This is a genomic window from Achromobacter piechaudii NBRC 102461 (genome assembly GCF_001571245.1).
Classification (GTDB): domain Bacteria; phylum Pseudomonadota; class Gammaproteobacteria; order Burkholderiales; family Burkholderiaceae_B; genus Achromobacter; species Achromobacter piechaudii.
On sequence record NZ_BCTK01000004.1, the window covers coordinates 25707 to 41300 of the forward strand.

The following is a 15594-nucleotide window of genomic DNA, read 5'->3' on the forward strand; positions in this document are numbered from 1 at the left end:
GGCTGGCACTGGAACGTTGACGGTATGAAGTGGGTCTATTCATCCCGGCTCTAAGAGAATTAGGAAGCAATCTTGAAAATCGTGATTATGCACGCCCGCGACGGGCGGGACGGGCATCTCACCCTGGGTGGCGCGCGGCTGGCGTTGCTGCTTGGGGCTGCTCTGATGACCGCCGCCATCTTTGGCGCTGCGCTACAGCGATACCTTACTCCCATCCTGCCGGCGGTACACGCCGTGGGCTGGCCGCTGGCGCAGCAGTCCGGCCGCGACACCGATTTCCTGCGTGGAAACATGAACCTGCTGGCCGCCAAGGTGGGCGCGCTGCAAGCCAAGCTGGTCAGTATCGACGGACTGGGCCAGCGCGTGGCCAAGGTCGCGGGCGTGGCGTACACCGACCCCGAACTAGCCAAGCAGCTGGCCGTGGCCCAACCCGAGGCGCTGACGCAACCGGAAGCGACGCAGGTCATGGATGACCTGTTCACCGATCATCCGCCGCCCAGCGCGGCATCGGCCGAGGCGCTGGGCCGCCAGCTCGATGAAATCCAGGCGCGGCTGGCGCAGCAGTCCGACAACCTGAAACTGCTGGACGCGGCGCTGACCAAGCGGTCGGCGGATCAGGCGCGCATGCCCACCGCCATGCCCATCACCGATTACCCCTACCTGAGTTCCTCTTACGGCTGGCGCCGCAATCCGGTAACCGGCCGCACCGCCATGCACGAAGGGCTGGATTTCGCGGCCCCGTCGGGTACGCCCATCCTTGCCGCCTCTGGCGGGGTGGTGCTGGAAGCCAAGTTCCAGCCCGGCTTCGGAAATATGGTCGAAATCGACCATGGCGATGGCTTGATAACCCGCTATGCCCATGCGTCCTCGCTGATGGTCAAGCAGGGTCAACTGGTAGAACGCGGCCAGCAAGTGGCCCGCGTGGGCAGTTCCGGCCGGTCTACCGGCCCGCACCTGCACTTTGAAGTCCGCCTTGCCGGACAACCGCTGGACCCGCGCCTGTTCCTGGGTTCCCAGCAAAACGCGCCGCCTGCCTTGGCGCAAGCCGGGGCGGCTGAACCTGCGGCGCGCTGACCGGTCAAACCGGACAACTTCAGCACTCTGGCCATAGGGCCAGGCTATTACGCGCCAGGTGCGTTAAACTGGTTCGTTTCCCAGCGGACCCCCGCTCAACCAATAAATCAAAGTCACGGGAGGCGCTGCCCTTGCCTTTTGCAGGCGCGGCGTGGCTCGTGCGGCCGACATACGCATGGTTTCTCTGCTCAAAAAACTCATAGGTAGCCGCAACGACCGGCTGCTTAAGCAGTATCGCAAGCTGGTAACCCAGATCAATGGGCTTGAGCCCAAGATTTCCGCGCTTTCCGATGCGGAGCTGGCGGCCAAGACTGACGAATTCCGATCCCGATACGCCCAGGGCACGACGCTTGACGATCTGCTGCCCGAAGCTTTCGCCGTTGTGCGCGAAGCGGGCAAGCGCGTCTTCGGGATGCGCCATTTCGACTCCCAGTTGCTGGGCGGCATCGCGCTGCACAGTGGCAAGATTGCCGAAATGCGCACGGGGGAAGGCAAGACGCTGATGGCGACATTGCCGGTCTACCTGAACGCTGTCGCCGGCAAGGGCGTGCACGTGGTGACGGTGAACGACTATCTGGCCCGCCGTGACGCGGAATGGATGGGGCGCCTGTACCACTTCCTGGGCATGACCACGGGCGTGGTGGTGCCGCAGCAGCCGAACGAAGAGAAAAAGGCCGCTTACGCCGCCGACATCACTTACGGCACCAATAACGAATTCGGCTTCGACTACCTGCGCGACAACATGGAATACCGTGTTGAGGACCGCCGCCAGCGCGTGCTGTTCTACGCCATCGTCGACGAAGTGGACTCGATCCTGATCGACGAAGCCCGTACCCCGCTGATCATTTCCGGCCAGGCCGAAGATCACACCGAGCTCTACATCCGCATGAACGCGGTGCCGCCGCTGCTCAAGCGCATGGCCACCGAGCCCAAGCCGCAGGAGCCGGAACCCGAAGGCGATTACTGGGTCGACGAAAAAAGCCAACAGGTCTACCTGTCGGAAGCCGGCCACGAAAACGCCGAAGCCATCCTGGCGCGCCTGGGCATCCTGCCCGAAGGCGAATCGCTGTACGACCCCCGCCACATCGCGCTGATGCACCACCTGATGGTGGCTCTGCGCGCCAACAACCTGTTCTTCCGCGACCAGCAGTACGTGGTGCAGGACGGCGAAGTGGTGATCGTCGACGAATTCACCGGTCGCTTGATGGTTGGCCGCCGCTGGTCCGATGGCCTGCACCAGGCGGTCGAGGCCAAGGAAGGCGTGAAGATCCAGCACGAAAACCAGACACTGGCATCGATCACGTTCCAGAACTACTTCCGCATGTACGAAAAGCTGTCCGGCATGACCGGTACGGCCGATACGGAAGCGTACGAATTCCAGGAAATCTACGGGCTTGAAACGGTCATCATCCCGACCAACAAGCCCATGATCCGCAAGGATCAGAACGATCAGGTCTTCAAGACCGATCCGGAAAAGTACAACGCAATCCTGGAAGACATCCGCGATTGCCACGAGCGCGGCCAGCCCGTGCTGGTAGGTACGACCAGCATTGAAAACTCCGAGCTGCTGTCGGGCCTGCTGAAAAAGGCCAAGCTGCCGCACGAAGTGCTGAACGCCAAGCAGCACGCACGCGAAGCCGAGATCGTTGCCGAAGCCGGCAAGCCGGGCCACATCACCATCGCCACCAACATGGCCGGTCGCGGTACCGACATCGTGCTGGGCGGCAGCGTGGACAAGCAGGTCGACCTGATCCGCGCCGACGAATCGTTGTCGGAAGCCGAGAAGGCCGCGCGCATCGAAAAGATCCGTGCCGAATGGAAGCCGCTGAACGAGCAGGTCAAGGCCGCAGGCGGCCTGCGCATCATCGGCACCGAGCGCCACGAATCGCGTCGTATCGACAACCAGCTGCGTGGCCGCGCCGGCCGCCAGGGTGATCCGGGCTCGTCCCGCTTCTACCTGTCGCTGGAAGACTCGCTGATGCGCATCTTCGCGGGCGACCGCGTGCGCGCCATCATGGAACGCCTCAAGCTGCCCGAGGGCGAGCCCATCGAGGCGGGCATGGTCACGCGTTCGATCGAAACCGCGCAGCGCAAGGTGGAAGGCCGCAACTTCGACATCCGCAAGCAATTGCTGGAATACGACGACGTCGCCAACGATCAGCGCAAGGTGCTGTATTCGCAGCGTAACGACGTGCTGGAAGCCGCCAGCGTCAGCGCCACGGTGCACAACCTGCGCGACGCGGCCGTGGTCGAAATGTTCAACACGTTCGTGCCCCCGGAATCGGTGGAAGATCAGTGGGATGTGCCGGGTCTGCAAAAGGCGCTTGAAGCCGATTGGCATCTGCACCTGCCGCTGACCGAAATGTTGGAAAAGGAAGCCAACCTGACCGACGAAGACCTGCGCGAACGCGTAGTGGCTGCGGCACGCGATGCGTACCAGGCCAAGGTCGATCAGGTCGGCGCAGAATCGTGGTCGCAATTTGAACGTTCGATCATGCTGCAATCGATCGACACGCACTGGCGCGAACATCTGTCGTCGCTGGATTACTTGCGCCAGGGCATTCACCTGCGCGGCTATGCGCAGAAGAATCCCAAGCAGGAATACAAGCGCGAAGCCTTCGAACTGTTCTCGGGCATGCTGGACCGCATCCGCGACGACGTCGTGCGCGTGTTGATGACGGTGCGCGTGCAGTCGTCCGAGCAAGTCGAGCAAGCCGAAGCGGAAGCGGCGCAGTCGCACGTGCAAAACGTGCAGTACCACCATTCCGACTACGACGAAGCGCTTGCGCAGACGGAATCGGACGACAGCGCGCAGCCGACGCGCAACGCGCTGCCCAAGGTCGGTCGCAACGATCCGTGCCCGTGCGGCAGCGGCAAGAAGTACAAGCAGTGCCACGGCAAGCTGGTCTGATCAAGGGATAACTCCATGCTGCATTCCGTCGGCCGTACCGAATTCGACCACGCCGTCGTGATGGTGCGCGACCGGCTGGATGCGCTGGCGCCTCATTACGAGCGCCAGGGTTTTCACCTTAGCGACAAGGCAGTGCATAACCTGGGGTCGTGCAACCGGCTGATCGTGTTGGAAGGCACGTACGTCGAGCTGCTCGGATGGCCCACGGGGGCGCCGCCCGCCCGCAAGGAAATTGCCGATTCCCCGTTCGGACTAGAGGCCTTGGTGTTTCGCACCTATGACGCCGAAGCCACCTACGAACGCTTGAAGGCTGCCGGGTTTGCCGTGAACCCGGTGCAGGAACTCACCCGTCCGGCCATGCTGGATGGTCAGCAGGTCCAAGCCCGCTTTCACACCGTGCGCTTTGCGGAACAACCGCTGCCTGGTATCCGCATGTATTTCTGCCGTCATCTGACGCCCGAATGCGTGTGGTCGCCGGAGTTGATGGCGCATCCGAATGGCGCGCGCAGCCTGTACCGCATCGACGCCCGCGCGGCGGATGCCCAGGCGGTGGCCCAGCGCCTGGCGCTTGTGGCTGATGTATCGGCCGAAGCGGCCAACGGCGGCTGGGACGTGCCGCTGGCCAATCTGCGCATCCACGTTCAGCAGGACGCGACGGCCTTGGCGCCGGTGCTGTCCACGCTGACGCTGGAAAATCGCGACGGCGCTCACTACACGCTGGATACCGGTCTGTAGGATCACGCGCTTGCGATGGGGGCGGGCGTGTGAGCTTGCCCGATCCTGACTCCTTTCCCGGCCTGAATACGGGCACATCGCCCTGGTCCTATCGCGACCAGCGCGGGCTGCTCTGATGCTGTGACCGCGTGTCTTCCTGCGCGCACGGCGCGTGGACGCCCCTAAAAGTCCCCAACCAGCCCAGCCGCCCGGGCCTTCCCGACGGGTTTAGGCCTGGCTGCCCCTTTCTGCGCTCCCCCATCAACCCCGAAACAATGTTCGCAGCGTGCGGCCGCGTCCGCATTTCCGGGCAAACCCTGCTTGCAAGGCAAAGTGTATGCACTTTAGTATGCACTTCATCCCGACACGTTCCCGCGAATTCCATCCCTGCCATGACGCAGCCTTCCTCTCCCATCCGTCCCGCTGCCCGGACGTCCGCCGGCCAGGCGGAACTGTATGGCGCGGTCAAGGCGATGGCGGTGCGGTTCGATTTCAAACCGGGCGAACGCATCAACGAAGTCGATCTGGCGCGTCGCTTGAACGTCAGCCGGACGCCGCTGCGGGAAGTGCTGAATCAATTGATGGTCGAAGGCTTTCTGACCCGTTCGGTGAATCGGGGCTTCATCGCCCGACTGCTGGACGCCAAGCAGATTCATAGCCTGTACGAATATCGCGCCGTGCTTGAAGCGGGCATCGTGCGCGCCGCCTGCGAGCGCGCCAGCGATGAGGAATTGGCCGAACTGCGCCAGTTCGTAGAGCGCTCTCGCGATGTGCCCGAAGACAGCGACGCCGCGCGCCTGCTGGAATTGGATGAAGCGTTTCACCTGCATCTGGCGCGTCTGTCGCGCAACGAAGAATTCGTGCGCGCGCTGGAAAGCGTAAACGCCCGCATTCATTTCGTGCGCTGGATCGATATGCAGCAGGGCAGGCGCAGCCACACGCAAGGCGAGCATCTGCGTATTGTCCAGGCGCTGGAACAGCGCGACATGGATGCCTTGCCCGCACTGATGAGCGCGCACATCGGGCGTCGCCTGGATCAGATCACCGACGTGATACGCACGGGTTTTTCAACGATTTACATGCGGGACCAGGCCGAACCCGCCACGGTAGCGCCGGCCAACACCACAACAGCAGGGGAAAAATAATGACTCATACGATGAAGCGGATCTTGGCGGGCCTATGCACGCTGGCTGCCGCCGGGGGCGCCATGGTGGCCGCACCCGCCGCCGCCGAAGAACGGCCGTTGATACTGGTGGTGCCGTACCCGCCGGGCGGCAGCACCGACATCCTGGCGCGCATCTTGCAGCCGCGCCTGTCGCAACAACTGGGCGGACGCGTGGTGGTGGTGGAAAACCGTCCGGGCGCGGCCAGCCAGATCGCAACCGCCTTCGTGGCGCGCGCCGAACCCGATGGCAATACGCTGCTGGTCAGCTTCGACAACCACGGCATCAACCCGGCCGTGAAGCCCAAGCTGCCCTACGACACCTTCAAGGATTTTGTCGCCATCTCGCAGACGGTGCGCTTCCCGCTGGTGATTGGCGCGAACCCGAACGTGCCTGGGAATAACCTGAAAGAATTCCTCGCGGCCGCCGCGAAGGAATCGCCCAACAAATTCAACTACGCGTCGACCGGCGTGGGCTCCTTGAACCATCTGGCGCCCGAAGAACTCAAGCGACTGTCGAAAGTCGAGCTGCTGCACGTGCCGTATGGCGGCGGCGGCCCGGCCATTCAGGCAGTGGTGGGCGGACAGGCCAACATGACGTGGCTGAGTTTCGCGGCGCTGCGTGGGCAGATCCAGGGCGGCAAGATCAAGCCGCTGGCGGTGGCCGGCGAAAAGCGCCTGCCGGAATTGCCCAACGTGCCGACGGTCGCCGAGTCCGGCTTCCCCGGCTTTGTCGCCTATTCCTGGAGCGGCATGTTCGCGCCCAAGGGCACGCCCGAAGCCACCGTCAAAAAACTGACGGCCGACTTCAAGGCCGTGCTGGCCGACCCGGAAATCAAGAAGAAGGTAACCGAAGCTGGGTTCGAGGTCGTGGCCTCGGACGGCCCGGCGCTGGATGCTTACGTGAAGTCGGAATACGACCGCTGGAGCGCCTTCATCAAGAGCAGCAACATCAATCTGGATAACTGAGTGGCGGGTGGCCGGGCAGCGCGCTGCCCGGTCCCGTCCGCGATAAACGTGGAGATGACATGGAAAACCTGACCGGCGCCGAAGCCATGGTGCGGATGCTGCAACACAACGGCGTCAAACATATTTTTGGCCTGTGCGGCGACACCAGCCTGCCGTTCTACGATGCGCTGTACCGCCTGGATCACGGCATGCAGCACATCCTGACGCGCGACGAACGCAGCGCGGGCTACATGGCGGATGCCTATGCCCGCGTGACCGGCAAGGTCGGCGTGTGCGAAGGCCCCAGCGGCGGCGGCGCGACCTACCTGTTGCCGGGTCTGGTCGAAGCCAATGAATCGTCGATTCCGGTGCTGGGCATCACGTCCGACGTGGCCGTGGGCTCGCGCGGCAAGTACCCGCTGACGGAGTTGGACCAGGAAGCGCTGTACCGTCCGCTGACGAAATGGAACCGCACGATCGACCGCGCCGACCAGATTCCCGGCATGGTGCGCGCGGCGTTTCGCGCCATGACCACCGGCAAGCCGGGCGCGGCGCACCTGTGCTTTCCGTATGACGTGATGAAGCAGCAAGTCGATGCATCCGACATCTGGGCGCAACCCGAACATGGCCGCTTCCCGGCCATGCGCGTCGCCCCCGATCCGGCGGATGTGGCGCGCGCCGCGCAGCGGCTGGTGGGCGCGCGTTCGCCCGTCATCATCTGCGGCGGCGGCGTAGTCATCGCGGGCGCCAGCGGCGCGTTGCAGGAATTGGCCGAAGCGCTCAAGGCTGCCGTGTGCGTGACGGTCAGCGGGCAGGGCAGCCTGGCCGACACGCATCCGCTGAACGCGGGCGTGGTCGGCTCCAACGGTGGCGTGATGGCGACGCGCGACGTGGTGGCCGCCGCCGACGTGGTGCTGTTCGTCGGTTGCCGCGCTGGCTCGACGTCCACCGAACACTGGCGCTTTCCGAACCGCGACGTGCCGATCCTGCACATCGACATCGACCCGATGGTGATCGGCGCCAACTACCTGACCGAAGTGGGCCTGGTCGGAGACGCCAAGCTGGCCTTGCAAGCCCTGGGCGCCGAGGTGCAGGCGCGTCTGGCGCATCGCAACTCGGACGCCGTGGACGGCGCGGTGCTGGCTGCTCGCGCCAAGGCCGCCCGCCTGGCGCAACTGGAGCCGCTGGCCAATAGCCTTGAAGCCCCCATCCGCCCCGAGCGCGTCGTGCAGTCGCTGAATCGCCTGCTGCCCGATGACGCCATCGTGTGCGCCGACCCGGGCACGCCTTGCCCGTACTTCTCGGCCTACTACGATGTGTCGCGTCCTGGCCGGCACTTCATCACCAACCGCGCGCACGGCGCGCTGGGCTTTTCAATGTCGGCCGCGCTGGGCGCGTGGGTGGGCCGGCCCCAGTCCAAGTGCGTGTCGGTGATGGGCGACGGCAGCTTCGGTTTCACCGTGGGCGAGCTGGAGACCATCGTGCGCCACAAGGCGCCGCTGCTGATGATCGTGTTTTCCAATTCGGTCTATGGCTGGATCAAGGCCAGCCAGAAGGCGGGCTACGACCAGCGCTACTACAGCGTGGATTTCAACCGCACCGACCATGCCCGCATCGCCGAAGCCTATGGCGTGAAAGCCTGGCGCGTGGAAGATCCGTCCAAGCTGGACGCCGCCATCAAGGCCGCCATGGAACATGATGGCCCCGCGCTGATCGACGTGGTGGCGCAGCCCTTGCAGGACGCGGCCGCGCCGGTCAGCCAGTGGATGGGCTGATTCGCGCTTGACCGCGCGCCTCAGCGCGCGCACTGCCAGGGGCCCTTCGGGGCCCCTCTTTTTTTGATTCCACGCGTCGCCGCTGGTCCTATACTGATCCGCTTTGACGCGGCCTTGCCGCGTGGCCTGCAACACATCAACGGGGAATCGAGCATGGATCTGGGGATCAGTGGCAAGACGGCTTTGGTGTTCGGCGGCAGCCGCGGCATGGGACGTGCGTGCGCGTTGCAGTTGGCGCGCGAGGGCGTGGCGGTGACGATCGCGGCGCGCAACCCGCAGACGCTTGAGCAGGCGGCCGCCGAGATCTCGAAGGAAACCGGCATCGGCGTGGGCTGGGTCTCCGCCGATCTGACCCAGGCGCAGGGCCGTGACGCGGCGTTGGCCGCCTGTCCGCACCCCGACATATTGATCAACAATGCCGACGGCCCGCTGCCGGGCGATTTCCGCGACTGGAGCCGGGACGACTGGATCGCGGCGCTGGACGCCATGATGCTGGGTCCCATCGACATGATCCGTCGCGTGGTCGATGGCATGGTCGAGCGGCGTTTCGGCCGCATCGTGAATATCGTGTCGCGCAGCGTCAAGGCGCCGCACGCCGAGCTGGGTCTGTCCAACGGCGCGCGTTCGGGCCTGATCGGATTTGTCGGCGGCCTGGCACGGCAGACCGTGCGCCACAACGTCACGATCAACAATCTGCTGCCGGGCGCCTTTGCCACCGACGCGCAGGTCCGCCACATCCAGGGCATGCTGGACGAAGCTGGCGGCAAGACCTTTGAACAGTTGTGGGACGAACGCGCCCGCGCCAACCCGGCGGGCCGGTATGGCCAGCCCGAGGAAGTGGGCGCGCTGTGCGCGTATCTGTGTTCGACGCAGGCCGGCTACATGACCGCACAAAGCGTGCTGATCGACGGCGGCGGCTACCCGGGCACGTACTAGGCGCGTCGCGGGCCTCGCGCTGGACGGGCGCGGGACTAACAGGCAAGATTGGCACCCATCGCGTTCGAGAATATGCCCATGGACCAGACCGACATCAAGATTTTGGCGTTGCTGCAGAAGGACGCTACGTGCTCGGTCGCGGAAATCGCCGAGCAGGTGAATCTGTCGGTCACGCCATGCTGGCGGCGTATCCAGAAGCTCAAGGACGACGGCGTCATCGCTCGCAACGCCATCTTGCTGGACCCACGCGCACTGGGCCTGAACCTGACGGTTTTTGTGTCCATCAAGACCAGCCAGCACAACGAAAAGTGGACGCAAAGCCTGATCAACGCGGTCATGGCTCTGCCCAACGTGGTCGAGTTTCACCGCATGGCGGGCGATATCGACTATCTGCTGAAGGTCGTCGTCGAGGACATGGCGGCGTATGACCGCTTCTACCGCCGGCTGATCGGCGCGGTGGACCTGCTGGATGTCAGCGCCAGCTTCTCGATGGAAATCATCAAAAGTACGACCGAATTGCCGCTGGACGCGGTGTAGACGCGCCGCCCGCAAATTTTTTTCGCTGCGACCGGCTGTGGCGGATGCAAATTTCTTTCTACGCGTTGCGAACGGCCCATCTCGCAATGCTTTTGCGCGGACGGCGGCGTAGGATATCGCTCATTCCTGCTAGGGAATGAATCGGGATATCAGAGGACCCTATGTCGTTCGCAGTACCCGCCGGCTGTGCCGGTATGGCAAAAACGCGGCAAGCGCGATCCGTGGACGACTTGTTGGCCGAATGGAACGGCGTCGACGACCTGTGGGTGTTCGCCTATGGATCCCTGATCTGGCATCCTGGTTTTGCGTGGCGCGAGCGCCGTCTGGCGACCGTGCGCGGCTATCACCGGTCGTTGTGCCTGTGGTCGCACGATCACCGCGGTTCAAAGGACAATCCCGGCCTGGTGTTTGGCTTGAACCGGGGCGGTTGCTGCCGGGGCGTGGCCTATCAGGTCGCGGCGGCCGACGTGCCGGACGTGTTCCAGGCGCTGTGGCGCCGCGAGATGGTCACCGGCGCCTACACCCCTCGCTGGCTCACTTGCCATACCGAAGCCGAACCGGTGCGCGGGCTGGTGTTCCTGTTGAATCGCGCCTGTGATGAGTACGCCGCCGATCTCAGCGACGACCGCCTGATCGCGTCGGTGCGCAATGCCGTCGGGCAGTCGGGCCCTTGTCTGGACTATGTGGTGGAAACCGAGCGTGCCTTACGCGCGCACGGGATCGACGATTGGCGTCTGGGCGATCTGGTGCGCAGGTTGGGCCAGGCCTTTTGAGGCCGGGCGTTCATACGTTAGAAGTGCCAGCGGCCGAACATGTACAGCACGTTGCCCGCGCCGGATGAACCGGGGATGTACGTGGCGTACAACATGGCGTCTTTGTAGCCGGCGCTGACCAGCGGCAGGATGCCGGGAAACGGCACGTAGCTCATGATGTCGTGCCGCGCGGTGAGGAACACCGTGTAGCCCGCGCCCAGCCGGACGTTCTCGCTGACTCGCCCGATCTTCAGGAAGCCGTAGCCCGCGATGGGTTCGACTTTGCTGTGCGAATCCAGGAACGCCATGGCGTACAGGCCTTGCCAGTCACCGTCTTCGTCGTAAATGCTGCGGCCATAGCCGCCGCCCCACGCCAGCTCGTTGAAGCTGTCGATTTTTTCCTTGCTGTACATCGCGCGGTTGTGCCAGGCGTAGCCGGAAACGTAGAGGTCGTGGCCGCCTTCGGTCCAGATCTGGTCAATGCGATTGCAAGCGGACTGTGCCCATGACGGCATGCTTTCACAGGCTTGCGCGGCGGTGGTGAAAGTCCCAAGCAGCAGACAGAGGGTCGCTGCCCGTAATTTGGCGTTCATTACTGGTACTGGGGGGCGAAGATGACAATCCCGTTACTTTACATGGAGTTATCGCTTCGTCCCTGTCAGAACGCTGTCATGAAACGCTGTTCGGCGCGGCCCCCCGCAGGGGCCGGGCGGGGCGTGCTGAAAATTAAGAATTCTCTGTTGGGTGCAAGCTACAGCAGGAAGACGGTAGCCAAGCCCAGGAAGATGAAGAACCCCAGCGAGTCGGTGGCGAAAGTCAGCAGCACCGAAGAACCCATGGCCGGATCCTTGCCGAAACGCGCACGCACCATCGGCACCAGCACGCCCACGGACGCGCCTACCAGCATGTTGCAGATCATCGCGGCCATCATCACCAGCGCGATCGACACCGAATGCGAGATGGCCCAGGCGAACAGGGCGGCCACCAGGCTGCCGCACAAGCCGACCAGCAGCGTGACGAACAGTTCGCGCTTGACCAGTTGCCACAGGTTGCGCCCCGTGATGCGGCCCATGGCCAGCGCCCGGATGATCAGCGTCATGGTCTGATTGCCGGAGTTGCCGCCAATGCCGGCCACGATCGACATCAGGAAAGCCAGGATCACGATCTGGCTGACCGTGCCTTCGAATTGCGAGGCCACGAAAGACGCCGTGGCGGCCGTACAGAGGTTGAACAGCAGCCATGGCGCGCGGTTGCGTAAGGCGGTCGCGACGGGCGCGAAGATGTCTTCTTCTTGCAGGCCGGCGCGCGACAGCGCTTGTTCCTGCGAGTCCTCGCGCATCACGTCCACCACGTCGGCGATGGTGACGCGGCCGATCAGGCGGCCCTGGTCGTCCATCACGGGGGCGGACACCAGGTCATAACGTTCGAACGCGCCCGCCGCGTCGGCGTCGGAATCCAGCGGGTTCAGCGCCAGGAAATCCGAGTTCATGACGGCGCGCACTTCGGTTTCCGGTTCGCTGACCAGCAAGCGCGACAAGGGCAGGATGCCTTGCAGCTTGTCCTGCCGGTCGACCACGAAGATCTGGTCGGTGTGATCGGGCAGTTCGTGCAGGCGGCGCAGATAGCGCAGCACCACTTCCAGCGTGACGTCCTCGCGCACGCGGACCATTTCGAAGTCCATGATCGCGCCCACGCTGTCTTCCGGATAGCCCATGGCCTCCAGCAGTTGCGCGCGTTCTTCTTCGGTCAGGCCCTTTTGCACTTCGGCCACCACGTCGGGTGGCAGGTCGGGCGCCAGGTCGGCCAGTTCATCGGCGTCCATGTTGCCGGTGGCGGCGACCAGGTCCTGGCGGTCCATCGCTTCGATCAGCGATTCCCGCACCCAGTCTTCGACTTCCAGCAGCACGTCGGCGTCGTGCTCGGGGCTGACCAGTTTCCAGATGGCCTGGCGTTCGTCCTTGGGCAGCGATTCAAGGATGAACGCGATGTCGGCCGGATGCAGGCCGTCAAGCAGGGTCTTGAGTTCGGCTTCGTGCTGGCGGTGGACCAGGTCTTCGACCAGCGGCCCCTTGGCGTCGCCTTCTTCCTGGCGATGCACCAGGTCGGCCACCAACTGCTGGCGGCGCAGGCGCTCCTGCACTTCGGCCAAGGCGGTCTGGGCGTCTTCCGGGTCGAGGCGGCGGGGCGTCGCGGGCGGTTTCTGCGCGGCGGCGGACTGCGTCATGCGTTACGGCTCAAAGAGAAGGAAGGGGGCGGCTGCGCCGCGCTTCGTCGGTCGCGACATAGGTGAGCGTGGCTTCGGTGACCTTGACGACTTCGGCATCCAGGCGCTGGCGTTCCGCGTAGACCTCGACCGATACCGTGACCGACGTGGTGCCCGTCTTGAGGATGGCCGCGTAGAAACTGAGCAGGTCGCCCACGAACACGGGCTCTTTGAACTGGAAGGCGTTGACCGCAACGGTGGCGACCCGGCCGGCGGCGCGGCGGGCGGCGGGAATCGATCCGGCGATATCCACCTGGGCCATGATCCAGCCTCCGAAAACGTCCCCGTGGATATTTGCGTCGGCCGGCATCGGCATGACGCGCAACACCGCGTCGCGATCGGCGGGCAAAGTCGTAAACGGGGATTTCGGGCTGGAGGTCATGCGGCCGACTCCAATGCATGGGAACCAGCCGATTATGCAGGAAAAACGAGACAGCGGCGTGCGCGGAGCCAGCCGTCGCGGCGCTTTGCCGCGACGGCCTGGAAATCAGGTCGCCAACTTGACGATGCCGTAGCCGCCAACCAACAACCACGCATACAGGATCAGGCCCAGAGCCATCACGCGGGGGCCCGCCTTCTTGATCTGAGCGAAGCGCGTTTCGATGCCCAGCGCCGTCATGGCCATGGTCAGCGCAAATATATCAAGGCGGCGGATGGCGGCGATGGCATCGGCCGGAATGATGTTCAGCGAATTGATGATGGCCAGCACCAGAAAGCCGACGGCAAACCAGGGCACCGGCAGTTTGCCGCCCTTGGCCTGGCCGTTGCCTTGGCCCGCCGCGCTGCGCAGGTACATGCCCAGCACCAGCAGAACCGGCACCAGCAGCGCCACGCGCGTCATCTTGACGATGGTGGCGACCTCGGTGGTGGCCGGGTCGATATTGCTGGCGGCGCCGACGACCTGCGCCACTTCATGGATGGTGCCGCCGATATAGATGCCCAGCGCCTGCGTGTCCAGCCCGAGCCAGCCCGCGTGATACAGGATCGGATAGAGGAACATGGACAGCGTGCCGAACAGCACCACGGTAGCCACGGCCACGGCGCTTTTGTGGGGGGCGGCGCGCAGCGTGGGTTCGAACGCCAGCACGGCCGCCGCGCCGCAGATGGCGCTGCCGGCGGCGGTCAGCATTGCGGTGTCGCGGTCCAGGCCCAGCAGGCGCTGGCCGACCACGGTGCCGATCAGCAGCGTGCCCAGCACCACTGCCACCGACACGGCCAGCCCGGGCAGCCCGACCGCCGCGATCTGCTGGATGCTGATGTTAAGCCCGTAGAAAGCGACAGCGATGCGCAGCAGGCGGCGCGCGGTGAAGTTCACGCCCACGCCCCAATCGGCCGGCATCGTGCCGCGCATGAAATTGCCGTACAGCATGCCGCAGACGATACCCACCACCAGCGGCGAAAAGCCCAACTGACGGATGGCTGGCAGGTCGGCCAGCTGCATCACGGCGGCGGCCATGAGCCCGACGAACAGCACGCCATTGAGCTTGTCGCGCCAAGGGGTGGCGGACGCGGCGGCCGTTGAGGAGGCGGCCGGGGCGGGAGCCGGGGCGGCGAGGGGCACGGTGGTACTGGAAGAGGTGCTCATGACGGGCCTTTCTAGGCATATCTACATAACTAGGCGAAATATTAAAACTCGGTCAATTATTTGAAAAATCTTTAATTCAGATATTTAATATCGGAAATTCTGATAATTAGGGCGGGCCATGACTCCGGATCAACTGTTGACGTTCGCGTGCGTGGCCGACGCCGGCAATATCAGCCGGGCCGCGCAGGTGTTGAATCTGTCCCAGCCGGCCGTGTCGGGCCAACTGCGCGCGTTGCAGGACTGGTTCGGCGAACCGCTGTACCGCCGCAGCGGCCATGGCGTCGCACTTACGGACGCGGGCGAGCGCCTGGCGGAACAGGCGCGGCAATTGCGCCAGGTGTATCGGCAGGCTCAGGCCGTACGGGAATCATGGCGTGGGTTGGAAACCGGAGCCTTGCGGCTGGGCGCCAGCACCACGCCCGCCAGTTATCTGCTGCCACGCCTGGTGGCCGACTTCCGCGCGGCGTTTCCGGCGGTCAGCCTGCATTTATCAGATGGCAATACCCGGGAAATCGTCGAGCGGCTGCCCGCGCTGGACCTGGCTTTCATCGAAGGCGATGTGCCAAGCGGGCTGCCCGCTGACACGGCGGTGCACGCCTGGCGGCAGGACGAAGTGGTGGCGATCGTGCGGGCTGATCACGCTTTGGCGTCGAAAGGGGCGGTGACTCTGCGCGATCTGGCCGCATCCGCCCTGGTGATGCGCGAACCGGGGTCGGGCGTGCGCCGGCTGGTCGAACGCGCCTTTGCCGATGCGGGGTTGGCGCCCTCGGTGGGGCTGGAGCTGGCGGGGGTGGAAGGGGTGAAGCAGGCGGTGCGCGCGGGCCTGGGGGTAGGGTTCGTGTCGGTCATGTCGATGCGACACGAAGATGGCGCCTTGGCGACGCTGCGCCTCTTGCCCAAACCGCTGACCCGCACGTTGAGCATCCTGGTGCCGCAT

14 protein-coding genes are annotated in these 15594 nt (G+C 64.5%); 10 read left to right on the plus strand and 4 right to left on the minus strand.

Annotation, left to right across the window (positions count from 1 at the left end; genetic code table 11):
* Window positions 1-87 precede the first annotated feature (87 nt).
* From API01S_RS06740 to API01S_RS06780, 9 genes are all read left to right on the plus strand, one after another.
* Complete coding sequence (locus API01S_RS06740; RefSeq protein WP_006217477.1) at window positions 88-1074, plus strand: M23 family metallopeptidase; 987 nt, start codon at window positions 88-90, stop codon at window positions 1072-1074.
* Window positions 1075-1249: 175 nt separating this feature from the next.
* Window positions 1250-3985 carry a preprotein translocase subunit SecA gene (gene secA / locus API01S_RS06745; RefSeq protein WP_039882762.1) on the plus strand — a complete coding sequence of 912 codons (2736 nt, stop codon included), beginning with the start codon at window positions 1250-1252 and terminating at the stop codon, window positions 3983-3985.
* Window positions 3986-4000: 15 nt separating this feature from the next.
* Window positions 4001-4720: a VOC family protein gene (locus tag API01S_RS06750; protein WP_006217479.1), complete on the plus strand. Its 720-nt coding sequence runs from the start codon at window positions 4001-4003 to the stop codon at window positions 4718-4720.
* Window positions 4721-5091: 371 nt separating this feature from the next.
* A complete protein-coding gene (locus API01S_RS06755) occupies window positions 5092-5844 on the plus strand; it encodes a GntR family transcriptional regulator (protein WP_006217480.1) in 753 nt (250 codons plus the stop codon).
* Complete coding sequence (locus tag API01S_RS06760; protein WP_061303928.1) at window positions 5844-6830, plus strand: tripartite tricarboxylate transporter substrate binding protein; 987 nt, start codon at window positions 5844-5846, stop codon at window positions 6828-6830. Before API01S_RS06755 ends, API01S_RS06760 begins: the two co-directional genes overlap by 1 nt.
* Before the next feature lie 59 nt (window positions 6831-6889).
* Entirely contained in the window at window positions 6890-8584 is a 1695-nt protein-coding gene (locus API01S_RS06765) for a thiamine pyrophosphate-binding protein (RefSeq protein ID WP_006217482.1), read from the plus strand.
* A 153-nt stretch (window positions 8585-8737) separates the two neighbouring features.
* Window positions 8738-9520, plus strand: coding sequence for an SDR family oxidoreductase (locus API01S_RS06770; RefSeq protein ID WP_050728133.1), 783 nt, complete (start codon window positions 8738-8740; stop codon window positions 9518-9520).
* A gap of 78 nt (window positions 9521-9598) precedes the next feature.
* Window positions 9599-10057 (plus strand): Lrp/AsnC family transcriptional regulator, encoded by a 459-nt coding sequence (locus API01S_RS06775; protein ID WP_006226278.1) that lies wholly within the window; start codon window positions 9599-9601, stop codon window positions 10055-10057.
* Between the two features lie 161 nt (window positions 10058-10218).
* Window positions 10219-10830 carry a gamma-glutamylcyclotransferase gene (locus API01S_RS06780; RefSeq protein WP_050728132.1) on the plus strand — a complete coding sequence of 204 codons (612 nt, stop codon included), beginning with the start codon at window positions 10219-10221 and terminating at the stop codon, window positions 10828-10830.
* 17 nt (window positions 10831-10847) lie between these two features.
* Here the strand turns inward: API01S_RS06780 and pagP are convergent, their stop codons facing one another.
* From pagP to API01S_RS06800, 4 genes are all read right to left on the minus strand, one after another.
* On the minus strand, window positions 10848-11402 hold the full coding sequence (gene pagP / locus API01S_RS06785; protein WP_006217487.1) for a lipid IV(A) palmitoyltransferase PagP: 555 nt from the start codon (window positions 11400-11402) through the stop codon (window positions 10848-10850).
* 158 nt (window positions 11403-11560) lie between these two features.
* Window positions 11561-13033, minus strand: coding sequence for a magnesium transporter (gene mgtE, locus API01S_RS06790; RefSeq protein WP_006217488.1), 1473 nt, complete (start codon window positions 13031-13033; stop codon window positions 11561-11563).
* 10 nt (window positions 13034-13043) lie between these two features.
* Complete coding sequence (locus API01S_RS06795) at window positions 13044-13454, minus strand: acyl-CoA thioesterase (RefSeq protein WP_061303930.1); 411 nt, start codon at window positions 13452-13454, stop codon at window positions 13044-13046.
* Between the two features lie 105 nt (window positions 13455-13559).
* Window positions 13560-14657 (minus strand): YeiH family protein, encoded by a 1098-nt coding sequence (locus API01S_RS06800; RefSeq protein WP_254598544.1) that lies wholly within the window; start codon window positions 14655-14657, stop codon window positions 13560-13562.
* Between the two features lie 118 nt (window positions 14658-14775).
* Here API01S_RS06800 and API01S_RS06805 point away from each other — a divergent pair.
* Window positions 14776-15594 (plus strand): LysR family transcriptional regulator (locus API01S_RS06805; RefSeq protein ID WP_061303932.1); only part of this gene is annotated, 819 nt, incomplete at its 3' end.

Bases quoted from the DNA above. Each gene is read 5' to 3' on its own strand.
- API01S_RS06740 (WP_006217477.1), top strand. From the start codon at position 88: ATGCACGCCCGCGACGGGCGGGACGGGCATCTCACCCTGGGTGGCGCG.
- secA (WP_039882762.1), top strand. From the start codon at position 1,250: ATGGTTTCTCTGCTCAAAAAACTCATAGGTAGCCGCAACGACCGGCTG.
- API01S_RS06750 (WP_006217479.1), top strand. From the start codon at position 4,001: ATGCTGCATTCCGTCGGCCGTACCGAATTCGACCACGCCGTCGTGATG.
- API01S_RS06755 (WP_006217480.1), top strand. From the start codon at position 5,092: ATGACGCAGCCTTCCTCTCCCATCCGTCCCGCTGCCCGGACGTCCGCC.
- API01S_RS06760 (WP_061303928.1), top strand. From the start codon at position 5,844: ATGACTCATACGATGAAGCGGATCTTGGCGGGCCTATGCACGCTGGCT.
- API01S_RS06765 (WP_006217482.1), top strand. From the start codon at position 6,890: ATGGAAAACCTGACCGGCGCCGAAGCCATGGTGCGGATGCTGCAACAC.
- API01S_RS06770 (WP_050728133.1), top strand. From the start codon at position 8,738: ATGGATCTGGGGATCAGTGGCAAGACGGCTTTGGTGTTCGGCGGCAGC.
- API01S_RS06775 (WP_006226278.1), top strand. From the start codon at position 9,599: ATGGACCAGACCGACATCAAGATTTTGGCGTTGCTGCAGAAGGACGCT.
- API01S_RS06780 (WP_050728132.1), top strand. From the start codon at position 10,219: ATGTCGTTCGCAGTACCCGCCGGCTGTGCCGGTATGGCAAAAACGCGG.
- pagP (WP_006217487.1), bottom strand. From the start codon at position 11,402: ATGAACGCCAAATTACGGGCAGCGACCCTCTGTCTGCTGCTTGGGACT.
- mgtE (WP_006217488.1), bottom strand. From the start codon at position 13,033: ATGACGCAGTCCGCCGCCGCGCAGAAACCGCCCGCGACGCCCCGCCGC.
- API01S_RS06795 (WP_061303930.1), bottom strand. From the start codon at position 13,454: ATGACCTCCAGCCCGAAATCCCCGTTTACGACTTTGCCCGCCGATCGC.
- API01S_RS06800 (WP_254598544.1), bottom strand. From the start codon at position 14,657: ATGAGCACCTCTTCCAGTACCACCGTGCCCCTCGCCGCCCCGGCTCCC.